Source organism: Streptomyces sp. NPDC101225 (assembly GCF_044767585.1).
GTDB lineage: Bacteria > Actinomycetota > Actinomycetes > Streptomycetales > Streptomycetaceae > Streptomyces.
Genome location: NZ_JBIWOE010000021.1, coordinates 18,013 through 30,639 on the forward strand (window position 1 = coordinate 18,013; position 12,627 = coordinate 30,639).

Annotated in this window: 9 protein-coding genes and 1 pseudogene; 2 read left to right on the plus strand and 8 right to left on the minus strand. The window is 72.7% G+C overall.

From position 1 onward, the window contains the following. Nucleotides 1–5: 5 nt before the first annotated feature. The 4 genes from ACIRPX_RS26690 to ACIRPX_RS26705 form a co-directional block, all read right to left on the minus strand. Nucleotides 6–1,115, minus strand: a complete 1,110-nt coding sequence (locus tag ACIRPX_RS26690; protein WP_404199746.1) for a hypothetical protein — start codon at nucleotides 1,113–1,115, stop codon at nucleotides 6–8. Between the two features lie 262 nt (nucleotides 1,116–1,377). Then, nucleotides 1,378–2,142, minus strand: a complete 765-nt coding sequence (gene madM, locus ACIRPX_RS26695; protein WP_404199447.1) for a malonate transporter subunit MadM — start codon at nucleotides 2,140–2,142, stop codon at nucleotides 1,378–1,380. Between the two features lies 1 nt (nucleotide 2,143). Beyond that, a complete protein-coding gene (madL, locus tag ACIRPX_RS26700; protein WP_404199449.1) occupies nucleotides 2,144–2,578 on the minus strand; it encodes a malonate transporter subunit MadL in 435 nt (144 codons plus the stop codon). An 81-nt stretch (nucleotides 2,579–2,659) separates the two neighbouring features. Beyond that, nucleotides 2,660–5,581: an AMP-binding protein gene (locus ACIRPX_RS26705; RefSeq protein WP_404199452.1), complete on the minus strand. Its 2,922-nt coding sequence runs from the start codon at nucleotides 5,579–5,581 to the stop codon at nucleotides 2,660–2,662. Between the two features lie 134 nt (nucleotides 5,582–5,715). Here ACIRPX_RS26705 and ACIRPX_RS26710 point away from each other — a divergent pair, with 134 nt between their 5' ends. Next, nucleotides 5,716–6,390: a GntR family transcriptional regulator gene (locus ACIRPX_RS26710; RefSeq protein ID WP_404199454.1), complete on the plus strand. Its 675-nt coding sequence runs from the start codon at nucleotides 5,716–5,718 to the stop codon at nucleotides 6,388–6,390. Between the two features lie 36 nt (nucleotides 6,391–6,426). Here ACIRPX_RS26710 and ACIRPX_RS26715 read toward each other — a convergent pair whose 3' ends face one another. Continuing rightward, entirely contained in the window at nucleotides 6,427–9,246 is a 2,820-nt protein-coding gene (locus tag ACIRPX_RS26715) for a LuxR C-terminal-related transcriptional regulator (protein ID WP_404199457.1), read from the minus strand. A gap of 234 nt (nucleotides 9,247–9,480) precedes the next feature. Between ACIRPX_RS26715 and ACIRPX_RS26720 the strand changes: the two genes are divergently transcribed. Next, nucleotides 9,481–11,253, plus strand: coding sequence for a hypothetical protein (locus ACIRPX_RS26720; protein WP_404199459.1), 1,773 nt, complete (start codon nucleotides 9,481–9,483; stop codon nucleotides 11,251–11,253). A 76-nt stretch (nucleotides 11,254–11,329) separates the two neighbouring features. Here ACIRPX_RS26720 and ACIRPX_RS26725 read toward each other — a convergent pair whose 3' ends face one another. From ACIRPX_RS26725 to ACIRPX_RS26735, 3 genes and pseudogenes are all read right to left on the minus strand, one after another. Continuing rightward, entirely contained in the window at nucleotides 11,330–11,572 is a 243-nt protein-coding gene (locus ACIRPX_RS26725) for a hypothetical protein (protein ID WP_404199462.1), read from the minus strand. A gap of 215 nt (nucleotides 11,573–11,787) precedes the next feature. Further along, nucleotides 11,788–12,225, minus strand: a pseudogene (locus ACIRPX_RS26730) (aminotransferase class I/II-fold pyridoxal phosphate-dependent enzyme); the annotation flags it as partial. A gap of 139 nt (nucleotides 12,226–12,364) precedes the next feature. Further along, nucleotides 12,365–12,625 carry a Txe/YoeB family addiction module toxin gene (locus ACIRPX_RS26735; protein WP_404199465.1) on the minus strand — a complete coding sequence of 87 codons (261 nt, stop codon included), beginning with the start codon at nucleotides 12,623–12,625 and terminating at the stop codon, nucleotides 12,365–12,367. Nucleotides 12,626–12,627 lie beyond the last annotated feature (2 nt).

The following is a 12,627-nucleotide window of genomic DNA, read 5'->3' on the forward strand; positions in this document are numbered from 1 at the left end:
TCCCCCTACAGCGGCATATGGGCGAGTACGACCAGATACGCCCCGTAGCCGAACGAGAGCCCGGCCAGGGCACCGACCACCACGGTCGCGTGCCGGGGCCGGGCTCTCGCCGTACGGACCAGGGCCCGGGCGAGCGGCAGCAGCAGCGGGAAGGCGGGCAGCAGGAAGCGGGGCTTGGACTCGAAGTACCCGGACCCGCCGAGGACGATCAGCATCAGGACGCCGCTGTGCACGAGCAGCGGCAGCGGGGCGCGGTCGGCGATCAGCAGCGCGAACAGCACGACGGCCGCCGCGACGATCACCATGGCCATCGGGAAGACCAGCCGGTCGCCCTGGAGCAGCAGATGGCGGACGAACGTCAGCGCACCCGCGCCGAGGTCGAACCGTGAGCCCCACAGCCGCTGGACCTGGAAGTATCCGCCGAGCAGGTCGCCGGTGCGCTGGCCGACCCACAGCACGTACGCCGCCCAGCCGGCGGGCGCGAGCAGGGCGCCCGTCCACAGCCTGTGGGAAACCCGGCGGCGCTCCCGAAGACACCGCCACATCTCGTACGCCGCCGTCGCGAGCACCGCCGCGGCCACCGCGAGGCCGTTGGGGCGCGACAGCCCCGCGAGGGCCGCCAGCGCGCCCGCCCACAGCCAGCGGCCGGTGAGCACCGCGTACAGCGACCAGGCGGCGAAGGCGGTGAGCACCGGTTCCGTGTACGCCATCGACAGCACCACGGAGTGCGGCAGCAGACCCCAGAGCAGGACCAGGGCGACCGCGACGGCCCGCCCGTGCAGCCGGGCGCCGACCGCGTAGATCCCGCAGGCCGCGACGGCCGCCGCGGTCCAGGACACGAGCAGTCCCGCGGCGCCCCCGCCCAGCGGCGTGACGGCGTACACGGCCCGCACGAGCGCCGGGTACAGCGGGAAGAACGCCAGGTCGCTGTAGACGCCGGGCCGTAGGTGCGGGGTCGGGACGTATCCGTGGGCGGCGATCCCCAGGTACCACAGCGAGTCCCAGGAGAGCCCGAGCAGGCCGAGGGGGCCGCGTCCGGTCGCGCGGGCGGCCGCCGCGAGGGCGGCGAAGCCGAGCAGCCGGGCGGCGAGGAACAGCCCCAGGGCGGCGGCCATCCCGGCCGCCGGAGCGGACCGCCCCCGGTCCTGGCAGGCGGGGTCCGGCTCCGTGGCGGTGGACGGGCGGGCGAGGGTACTGGCGTGTGTCACACGGGCACAGTGCGTGCCCGACCGGCGGCGCGCGAGTGCTGGGGGCCCGAGCGGGTGCGGTCACGGGCGCCCGGGCGTGTCCGCGTGACAGCGGGGCCGCCGCCCCTTCGGCGGTCCGGGGCCGATGCACACCGGCGAGGGGAGGCGGCGCACCGCGCCGGTGGCCGGCTCATCCGCCGACGATCGCCTGCAGCACCACGTACAGCAGTGACGGGCCCAGCAGGCAACCGACGCCCGTGTAGAAGGTGGCCGTCATGGCCCCGTAGGGGACCAGGCGCTTGTCGGTGGCCGCGAGGCCGCCGGCCACACCGGAGGTGGTGCCCAGCAGACCGCCGAAGGCCATGGCGGATTTCGGGTTGTTCAGGCCGATCAGTGGGGCGATGAGCGGGGTCCCCACCATGACCACCACGGATTTGACCAGCCCGGCCGCCACGGACAGCGCTATCACGTCCGAGCTCGCGCCCACCGCCGTGCCGGTCACCGGCCCGACGATGTACGTGGCCGCACCCGCGCCGATGGTCGCGAGCGACTTGGCGTCCGTGTAGCCGAAGGCGGCCGCGATGACGACTCCCACCACGAACGAGACGAGCACACCCAGCAGGATGGACAGGCCGCCGGACAGCCCGGCACGCTTGATCACCTTCAGGTCGACGCCGTAGGCGGTGGAGACGATCGCGAAGTCCCGCAGCATGGCGCCGCCCATCAGGCCCACCCCGGAGAGCGCCGCGACGTCGGCGAGTCCGTGCGCGCCTCCGGTCGCCTTGCCGCCCCAGTAGGCCAGGACCAGGCCGAGGAGGATGGCGATCGCGGAGCCCTGCAGCCGGCCGCGGGTCAGCGTCCTGGACAGCCACCCGCCGACCAGCATGAGGGCGCCGACCAGCGCGAAGGCCACGAGCAGGCCGTTGTCTTCGAGAATGGAGGTGAACCGGTCCATCTCAGGCCTCCTGCTTCTCGTCCGCGGTCAGCGACCCCAGCGGTTCCATGGGTTCGCCCGGCTCGCCGATCCGCGCCAGCGCGGGCACCAGGGCGAACCCCGCGGCCACGGCGCCGAGGCCCGCGAGGATCGCCATCGGACCGCCGGTGACGGCCTTGGCCACGTTCTGGATCGAGGCCATGGCGATGACGATCGGTATGTACATCGCGCTCCAGAACAGCACGCCCTGCTCGGAGGCCTCGGGGAACTTGCCCTTCTTGCGGAGCTGGTGGGTGACCAGCACCAGCATGATCATGGCGAAGCCGACTCCGCCGACATTGGCGTCGACGCCGAGCGCCTCGCCGAGCAGTTCGCCGACGAGCGTGCCCGCGAGCATGCACACCGCCAATGCTGCAACTCCATAAATGACCATCGTCTTCTCCACACTGAGAGACATCGGGGACGGTTGGGAAACAGGGGTCGTGCAGGGGGGCACAGGCGGGGCGGGCCGACGCGGTCGTGCGCGGCCGGCGACGGATCAGGCGCCGGCGTCGGCGAACAGGTCGGCGTAGCGCTTGCGCAGCTCGGCCTTCTGCACCTTCCCCATGACGTTGCGGGGCAGGGTGTCGACGACACGTACCGCGCGCGGGTGCTTGAAGCGGGCGAGGTCCCTGGCGACGAAGTCCAGCAGTTCCGCCTCCCGGGGCCGCAGGTCCGGGGCCGGGACGACGACGGCCACCACCGTCTCGCCGAAGTCGGGGTGGGGGACACCGATCACGGCGGACTCCAGCACCGTGGGATGGGCGTCGAGGACTTCCTCGATCTCCTTCGGGTAGATGTTGTAGCCCCCGGAGATCACCAGGTCCTTGCCCCGGCCGACGATGCAGAGATAGCCGTCCTCGTCGATGCGGCCCAGGTCGCCGGTGATGAAGAAACCGTCCTCACGGAACTCCGCGGCGGTCTTCTCCGGCAACTGCCAGTACCCGGTGAAGACGTTCGGACCGCGGACCTCGATGCTGCCGACCTCGCCGTCGGGCACCGGCCGGCCGGTGTGGCCGTCCACCACCCGGATCTCGGTGCCGGGAAGCGGCATGCCGACCGTGCCGGGCTTGCGCGGTCCGCCGTCGTAGGGGTTGGTGGTGTTCATACCGGTCTCGGTCATCCCGTAACGCTCCAGGATGGCGTGGCCGGTACGGGCCTCGAAGGCCGCGTGGTCACTCGCGAGCAGCGGAGCCGAGCCGGAGACGAACAGCCGCATCGAGGCGCAGGCCTCGGGGGTGAGCCGGTCGTTCTTCAGCAGCCGCGTGTAGAAGGTGGGCACGCCCATGAGCACGGTGGCGCGGGGGAGCAGATCGGTGATCGTCCCGGCGTCGAACCTGGGCAGGTAGTACATGGAGGCGCCTGCGGTCAGGGTCATGTTCACCGCGACGAACAACCCGTGGATGTGGAAGACCGGCAGGGCGTGGATCAGCCGGTCCTCGGCGGTGTACCGCCAGGCGTCCAGCAGCGCCTGGCAGTTGGCGGCGAGGTTGCCGTGGGAGAGCACGGCGCCCTTGGAACGCCCGGTGGTACCGGACGTGTAGAGGATCGCCGCCGGGTCGTCGGCCGAGGCGTCGAAGACCTCCTCGTGCCGGTCGTCGCCGTCGAGGACGGTCCCGTCCCCGGCGGTGCCGAGGGTCTCGACGACCAGGCCCCGCTCCGCGTGACGGGCGTGATCGGCCAGGCGATCCGGGGAACAGACCAGCACGCGAGGCCTGGCGTCGCCGAGGAAGTACTCCATCTCCGCACCGGTGTACGCGGTGTTGAGCGGCATGAACACGCCGCCGATCTGCAGGGTCGCCAGGTACAGCGCGACGGCCTCCGGGGACTTCTCCACCTGCATGGCGACCCGGTCACCGGGGGTGACCCCGTCGGAGACGAGACGGGCGGCGATCCGCCGCACGGTCCGCGCGGTCTCGCGGTAGGTGATGGTCCGCCCGTCGGGCATCTCGAAGAGCGCCTTGTCCGGCCGCCGCTCGGCCTGCTCGATGAAGGACCGGTGGATGGTCGTGCTGGGCGCCATGGGGGGTGTTCCTCTCTCCTCGTCCGGGGTGGTGGACGTGTCTTGCCGGTGGGAAGCCGCCGGGGTGTGCGGGAGGACGTCCCGCAGCGGCCCGCCCAGCGCCACGGTCCGGCGGCGGACGAAGTCCTCGTGCCGGCGTTCGAGTTCCGCCGGCTCGTAGCGGTAGTTGATCATCGCGCCGTAGGACTGCCGCCAGGCCTCCGGCGAGTCGTCCGCCGGCCAGTTCAGCCGCCAGGCGGCTGCCCCGTTGCCGAGGTGGAACCGGGCGACCGGGTCCAGGGGGCGCCCGTCGTCACGCCGTTCGACCGCGATGTACCGGGCCAGGGCGGGAAGGAGCCGGGGACGTATCCGCTCGGCCTCCTCCGCGCCGAGGCCGGCCGGCGACCGCACCGCGTCCAGCTCCCGGACGAGCTGCCGCAGACCGGGGTCCTGCTCGGCCTGCCCGTCGAGCCAGCGCCGGAATCCGGGGACGGGCGAGAGCGTGACGAACTGCGTCAGGTGCGGCAGCTGCTCGCCCACCTGCTCGATGACCTGCTTGATGAGGAAGCTGCCGAAGGAGACTCCGGCCAGGCCGTCCAGGGCGTTGTTGATCGAGTAGAGCGCCGCGGTGTCCGCTTCCGGCGGGCTCAGCGCAGGGCCGGGCTCCAGCAGGGGGGCGATGCGGTCCGGCATGCCGCGCACCAGGGCGACCTCCACGAAGATCAGCGGCACGTCACCGGTGGCCGGGTGGAAGAAGGCGTGGACACGGCGGTCCTCGGGCCGCAGGCGGCGGCGGAGTTCGGTCCTGTCCGCCATCGGGTGGACCTTCTCGTAACGCACCAGGTGGTGGTGCAGCTCCTCCGGCGCATCCCAGGTGATCTCCTCCATGCGGAGGAAGCCGCGGTTGAACCAGGAGGTGAGCAGGTGGTGGAAATCATGGTCGAGAGGCCGCAGTCCGGGGTGCCGGCGCGTCAGCCGCCGCAGGTCCGCGCGCATCCGGACCAGGGCGAGCGTGGCATCCGGTGCGTGGTTCATCCGGCGGAGCAACTGCTGGCGGGCCGGCTCGACCACGTCGAAGAGCCGCACCAGCTCCTCCTCGCCCCGGGACCCGGAGTTCCTGGCGTCGTCCCATCCGCGGAAGGCGGCGCGGACCTGTTCGGCGTCGACGTCGTAGGTCTTGATGATGTGGGTGAAGAAGGCGAGCCTGCCCGTCTCGTCGAGTGCGTCGTAGGCGGTCAGGGCCCGGCTCGCCACCGCGCGCATCGAGGCCTCGCCCACGTCGCTCATCAGGACTTCGCAGGCGGCCAGCAGCTGCTCCAGGGGGGAGCCGTACGGTTCTGCGGTCGGCCGGTCGGTCCCCCGTCGGCGCCCGAGCACGCGGAACAGGTCGGTCAGCAGCCAGCCGTCCTGACGCGCCATCAGTGCTTCCCTCCCGCACCCCTGGCATGCGGGCGCGTTTCGTATTCATGAAGTGGCCTGATGTATATAACAGCGCGGAACTGGGATGCACTACCCCTTGGACAGGGTCGGATAATCTGGGTGGGGAGGTGTCCATGGCTCAGGTCCCGGAATCCCAGCGCGTACGGGACGCGCTCGAGACCGCCGTCATCGACGGCCGCTACCGGCCCGGCGAACGCCTCGATCCGGCCCGGCTCGAGCAGGAGTTCGGTTGCTCTCGCACGCCGATCCGGGAAGCCCTGCAGGCCCTGGAGCGCTCGGGGCTGGTGCGGATCCGGCCCAAGCGGGGCACGTATGTCACCGAGCTGAGCATCTCCGAGCTGGCCGAACGCTTCGAGGTCATGGCCGAGCTCGAAGGAATGGCGGCACGGCTCGCCGCCCGCCGCATCGAGCGGGAGTCGCTGGCCGAGCTCGAACAGGCCCTGGCGGAATGCGAGAAGCACGCCACGACCGGCGACGCCGACAGCTACTACTACGCCAACGCCTGGTTCCACGGAATCGTCTACGACTCCTGCGGCAACGAGTACCTCCGGCAGCAGGCCCACGCGCTCAAGCGAGCCCTGCAGCCGTACCGGCGGCTGCAGTTGCGCGTGCCGGACCGCATGCGGCGCTCGCTCGCCGAGCACCGCGAGATCGCCGACGCGATCGCCGGCGGGGACGTCGAGACCGCGGAGAACGCCGCCCGTGACCACGTGCTGGTCCAGGTCAAGGAGTTCAGCCAGCTGGTGCGCACCTGGAGACATCTGACGAAGCCGGACGGAAGCCGGTGAAACCCGCCTGAAGCCGGGATGCCGTAGGCCGCGTCGTCACCGCGCCCGACGGTCGGGGCCGGTGTCGGGGCGGGGGACCGTTTCCTCCCGTTCCTGTCGAACGGCACCGGCCAGTTCGCCGCGTCCCCGGACACCGAGTTTGCGGTAGACCCGTCCCAGATGCGTCTCCACGGTCTTCACGGTGACGAACAGCGCCTGGGCCACTTCCCGGTTGCTGCCGCCGGCTGCCGCGAGGAGGGCGACCCGGTGCTCCGCGGGGGTCAGCGCGTGGATGCCGAAGAGCGCGGTGCGGCGTGGGCGCAGTCCGAGTGCGTGCAGTTCTCGGCGGGCCCGCTCGGCCAGGGGCCGGGCGCCGAGCCGGGTGCACAGCGCGAGGCCCTCGCGCAGGGGCGGCTCACTCGCCCTGCGCCGCCCCGTCCGCCGCAGTGCCGTGCCCCACTCGACCAGTGCGTGGGCGCAGGCCAGTCGCGCCTGGGAGTCACGCAGGACGCGGGCCGCCTCCTCCAGCGGGCCGGGGTCCGGGCGTGGGTTCCCCACCAGGCCGGTGACGGTCAGCGCGTCGCCGACCGCCTCGGGTACGCCGAGCTCCTGCGCCCGGTCAAGGCCCCGGAGGGCGAGGGCGGTGGCCTGGTCGCGGTCTCCGAGGCGGTGCGCGGCGAGCGCCGCCGTCGTGCGCCACGGCATCAGGACGGGATGGTCGATGGCGTACACCCGGGCCAGGCTCTCGCCCGCCTCGCGGGAGGAGGCCAGCGCGGTCGCCGGGTCCCCGTCGGCGAGTGCCAGGCGGGCGCGGGCGTGCAGCAGCATGGCCGCGCCCATGGGATCGGCCGCCGTCGGGCGGGCGTCCCGCAGCACCCGGCGGGCGGCGTCCGTGGCCCCCTGCTCCAGCTGGACCTGTGCGATCAGCGCCGCGTTCCAGTCCGCGGCGCCGTCCCAGGCGTCGACGCCGGCCCGCGGTGTCAGATCGGTGCGGGCGTCGGCCAGCAGCCCCTGGTGGTAGCGGCAGAGCGCCCGGTGGTAGGCGGCCGTGGCGTGCGCCAGCGGACCCTCGCGGCGGGCGGCGGCCGCCAGGGCCGCGTCCGCCACCGCGTGCCCCGTGTCGATCTCCCCGACGAGGACCAGCGAACGCACCACGAAGGACAGCAGGGTGCCGAGCGTGCCGGCGTCCGTGGTGTCCACCAGCGGGTCCTCGGCCACCGCCCGCTCGGCCAGCGAGCGCACCAGCGACGGCCGGTCGCCCGCCAGCGCGAGCCGGAGCGCGGCGTGCGCCAGCAGGCCGGGCCGCCTCGGCGGCCGGCCCTGCCGCGCGGCCTCCAGCACCGGCATCAGACGCAGGTCCGCGGGGGTCCGCAGCGGCGGATGGAACAGCGCGAAGGTGAGGTAGTCCGCGAGCAGGTCCTCGTGGCTCGCGGACGCCGCGCCCGGCAGCGCCAGCGCCTCCTCGATCCGGGCCGCGGCCTGTGCGAGGTCGCCGCGTGCCTGGCAGATCCGGGCGAGCGTCCGCAGCGCCTCGGCCCGCTCCGTGACCTGGTCCCCGCCGAGCAGGGACAGGCTCTGCACCGCCGATCCGTACGCCGCCGGGTCGCCGCAGTCCAGCTGTGCCCTGGCCAGGTCCAGCAGCAGGATCGCGCGCCGGTCGGCCGGTGGCGGCTCCGCCAGGGCACGGCGCAGCAGGCGGGTGGCCGAGGGGGCGTCGCCGAGCCCACGCGCCCGCGTGGCCGCCTCGTGCAGGTGGGCCACGGCTTCCGGGTCCCCCTCCGGCTCGGCGGCCAGCAGGTGCCGGGCGATCGGCTCCGCACTCCCTCGCCGGGAACGCAGCAGGCCGGCGGCGGTGCGGTGGGCCCGGGACCGGGCGAAGGCGGGCAGCTGCGCGTAGACCGCGGCACCTGTCAGCGGCTCGGCGAAGGCCAGTGGACCGCCGCGCCGCAGCAGCCGGGCCTCGGCCAGCGTGTCGGCGGCGTAGGCGGCCACCGCGGGGTCGAGGCCCGCCAGCGCCGCCGCGTCGTGCAGCGGCGCGCCGTCGCCGAGCACCGCGACCGCCTCCGCCAGCCGGCGTGCCGCCCGCGGCAGCACCGCCGTCCGCAGGGCGACCGCCCGGCGCACCGCGTCCGGAACCACCCCGTCGGCCTCGGCACCTGCCGTGGAACAGGGGCGCACGGCGAGCGCCGACAGCAGCTCACGCACGAGAAAGGGATTGCCCGCGGTCCTTCGGGCCACGGCCGCGGCCGTCCTTTCCCCGGCACGCGGCAGCGTGTCCACGACCAGCTGTGCCACGGCGTCGGCGGACAGCGGGTGAAGGCGTAAGGGGAGGAGCCGCGGATGATGCGTCAGCCGGACGACCAGCGGGGCGGCGACGCTCCGTTCTCCCTCACGCACCGCCGCGACCAGCCCCACCTCGGCCGGTCCGGCATCCAGCAGGGCCAGCAGCCGCCGCAGCGAGGCCGGGTCCGACCACTGCACGTCGTCGACCACGAGCAGGGTGCGTGTGCCCGGCCGGTCCTCCGGCGGCCGGGGCGCCGCGCGCGGCCACGGGGTGTCGGACATCTGCGACATCAGCCCCAGCCGCGTTCCGCGCTCCAGCTCCCGTCCCTGGGCGGTCCGTACGGTCAGACCGGCCGCACGGGCGCGTCGGGCCGCCTCCGCGAGCAGTTCCGTCCGGCCGGCGCCGGGTGGACCGAGCACCAGGACGCCACGCCCGCCGTGCGCCGCTCGTTCCCCGTCGGTCCCGTGTGTCCGGTGTGCTCCGAGGGCCACGGCCTGCACCGTCGCCAGGACCGCCGCACGCTCCAGGAGTCTGCTCCGCGCACCTCGGCCCGGCCCGGCCGGTACCCGCTGACGCTCGTTCAGGATGTCCACGAAAGCCCCCCGACTCCCCTGGTTCCGCCGCAGGCACTCCCGCGACCGGACCGGTCCGTCCGGCGGCCGGGAAAACGTCAGGGTGCCGTCCCTGACGCCGTTGCCCCCACAGTCGAACAGGCTAGCGCCGACGGGCGCCACCGGTCCCTTTCGCGCGGGTTCGGTGACAGCCCGAAGGATTCCGAGCCGGCCCCCTCCGAGGCGGCGGGGCGGCCTGAGCAGAAGGGGGGCGGCATGACGAGCGAACTGCGCATCGTCGCCGCGCGGAACGAGGCGAAGCAGGGCGAGGCCGAGGAGTCCGCGGTGGCCGGGGCCGCGGACGCACCGGTGTACGTGCAGGACGGCCAGACCAAGAACGTCACCTACTACTACGACGACCGACTGGGCGACACCGGCAAGGCCCTGGCCGAAGCGCTCAAGGCCACGTCGGAGGCGGACTACGCGCGGCTGGTGAACCTCTTCGGCGTCACACTGCCCGACAACATGGGCCAGACCCCCCTGTACCTCTACGTCATCCCCGGAGACGGCGGCGCGCACCATGCCGCCTGCCGCAACCCGCAGCTCTACCTCTCCGCCTACCAGGGCGACAACCCCGACCTGGTGCGCTTCCTCGCCGTCGCCGAGTCCAGCGAGGTCTTCATGGCGGTGCAGGACGCCGGCTGGAACTGCGCCTGGAGCAACGGGGAAGCGCTCTCCCGCGCCCTCGCCACGGAGTTCTACCCGGCGCAGCTCAACCCGCCCGGCGTGGCGTACGGGTTCAAGACCGCGCACTACTGGCTGGACGGTGCCCGGCCCGACTACGTCACCCGGAACGCGGAGACCGACACCGACAACATCTCCCTGGGCTGTGCCGTCCTGTTCATCAACTACCTGCGCTTCCAGCTCGGTTACGACCTGGAGCGGATCATCCGCGCCGGCGGCGCGACCCTGGCCGACACCTATCGGACCCTGACCGGCCGTACCGACGCGTTCGCCGCCTTCAAGCAGCTGATGGACCGCTGGTTCCCGCCGGGCACCCCCTGCGGGCTGAACACCGACAACCCCTTCCCGCTCGGGCGGTTCGAGTCGATCGGCGGCACGTTCGCGTACCCGCCCGCCGTGCTCCCCACCGGCGCCACCACCGCGAGCGACACCGTCGAGGTCTACGCCGTCGACACCGCGCGCCAGCTGTGCCGCAACACCTGGAACAGCGGGTGGCGGGGCTGGGAGAAGATCGGCGGCACGCTGGTCGGCTCCCCGACGGTGATCTCCCGTGCGCCCGGCACCACCGACGTCTTCGGCGTCGGCACCGACGGCGAGGTGTACCACCTGTCCCAGGCCGCCGGAGGCTGGGGCGCCTGGGAGTCACTGGGCGCGGCGGCGTTCTCCGACATCACCGCGGTCAGCTCCGGGCCCGACAGCATGGACATCCTCTTCCTGGGCCAGGACAGCACCATCTGGCACCGCTCCTGGAAGGGCGGCAGGTGGGCCGACTGGGACCGCAGCAAGGGCCCCATCCTCTCCCGGCCCTCGGCGGTCGTGTGGAACGGCGGACTGCAGATCGTCGCGACCGGCCCGAACAGCGACCTCATGCACCTGGTCTACCGCGAGGGCGACGGCTTCTTCACCAGCGAGTCGCTCGGCGACGCGCTCAGCTCGCCCCCGGTGATCGTCGCGCCGGACTCCGAACGGCTCAACGTCTTCTTCCGGGGCACCGACCTGACGCTCCATCACCGGTTCTGGTTCAACGGCTGGGGCGGTGTCTCGTCCTCGCTCGGCGGCGTCCTGCTCTCCCCGCCGCACGCCACCGTCCTGACCCCGACCCGTATCGCCGTCACGGCCGCCTACGGCCCCGACCACTCGGTACGGCACTGCTCCGTCACCCTCGACGGGACAGCGTGGAGCGGCAGCTGGGCGGACGACGGCGGCACGGTCGCCTCGCCGCCCCTGCCCCTCGGGGTGCTGCCGGGCCGGCTGGACGAGTACGTACTGGGTCTGGACCACGCGGTGTGGCACCAGCGGCTCTGATCCGAACAGCGTCAGGCGCTTCGTGCCTTCCCTGCCACGACAACCTCCTCCTGCCCGGCGACGGGTCGGTGGTGAGTCAGCGGAGCCAGGGGGCGAGTACCTGCGCGAGTACGGCATAGGCCGGGTCGGTGGGGAGCCAGAGAAGTTTGTGCTGGGCCCCGTCATGCATGCGCACGGTGAGTCGGTCGGCGGAGAAGCCGTGGCGCAGATGGGCGGAGGCGATGCCGGCCAGAGGGATCACCGTGTTGGTCCGGTGCTCCGCCCGGATCCGCGCGGTGGCGGCCGCGGTGACGTCGGTCTCCGGCAACGGCACGACCACCGTCGGCCCCTTCCTGTGCGCCAGGGTGGCAGTTAACCCGAGCCGTCGGCGGACCAACGAGGACGGGAGCAGCCACAGCTCCCCGTGAATCCAGTCGCCCCACCCGGTCGTGCAGCTCCGCGTCAGCAGTCGCGCTCGTCCATCCATCGGGTCACCGTAGGGCGCGGCGGGTCGGAGCAGCCAGGCCGGTACCTTTGCCGGCAGCCTGTCGGCCGTTACGCGGCCGGCGTCTTGAGGCGGGAGGCGGCCTCCTGGAGTACCGCCGTCTGCTTGCAGAAGGCGAAGCGGACGAAGGGCGCGCCCTGGTCGCGGTGGTCGTAGAAGACGGCGTTCGGGATGGCGACGACGCCCGCGCGTTCGGGCAGGGCGCGGCAGAAGGCGAAGCCGTCGCTCTCGCCGAGGGGGCGGATGTCCGTGGTGACGAAGTACGTGCCGGCCGGGCGGAAGACCTTGAAGCCCGCCCGCTCCAGGCCGCCCGCAGGCAGCTCCCGTTTGGCCAGCATGTCCGCGCGGAAGTCCGCGAAGTAGGAGTCGGGCAGGCGCAGGGCCTCGGCCACGGCGTATTGGAAGGGCCCGGAGGCGACATACGTCAGGAACTGTTTGGCCGAGCGGACGGCGGCGACGAGACCGGGGGCGCCAGTAACCCAGCCCACTCCGTGTTCGTACGCCTAATTGTTTGTCACCGGTGAGGGAATCCCTCTCCGCCTCAAGGAACCCCTTCGCTGTGACCGCCGAGCCCGCGCCGTGTGATGCCTGCGGCAGGCAGTGACTGTGCTCGATCCTTGGGTCCGGTCAGTTCTCGTAGTGGTAGCGGCACTGTGCGATGAGGACGCTGTCCTCGGTGACCTTGTAGATCAGTCGGTGCTCGTCGCTGATGCGGCGCGACCAGTAACCCTGGAATCCGTGCTTGAGCGGTTCCGGTTTACCGATCCCTTCGTTGCCGTTCCGGGCGATGTCCGCGACGAGCGTGTTGATGCGCTTCAGGATCTTCCGGTCCTGAAGCTGCCACCACAGGTAGTCCTCCCAGGCGCGGGAGGAAAAGGTGATCTTCAACT

Bases quoted from the DNA above. Each gene is read 5' to 3' on its own strand.
- madL (WP_404199449.1), bottom strand. From the start codon at position 2,578: ATGTCTCTCAGTGTGGAGAAGACGATGGTCATTTATGGAGTTGCAGCA.
- madM (WP_404199447.1), bottom strand. From the start codon at position 2,142: ATGGACCGGTTCACCTCCATTCTCGAAGACAACGGCCTGCTCGTGGCC.
- ACIRPX_RS26690 (WP_404199746.1), bottom strand. From the start codon at position 1,115: ATGGCCGCCGCCCTGGGGCTGTTCCTCGCCGCCCGGCTGCTCGGCTTC.
- ACIRPX_RS26710 (WP_404199454.1), top strand. From the start codon at position 5,716: ATGGCTCAGGTCCCGGAATCCCAGCGCGTACGGGACGCGCTCGAGACC.
- ACIRPX_RS26705 (WP_404199452.1), bottom strand. From the start codon at position 5,581: ATGGCGCGTCAGGACGGCTGGCTGCTGACCGACCTGTTCCGCGTGCTC.
- ACIRPX_RS26720 (WP_404199459.1), top strand. From the start codon at position 9,481: ATGACGAGCGAACTGCGCATCGTCGCCGCGCGGAACGAGGCGAAGCAG.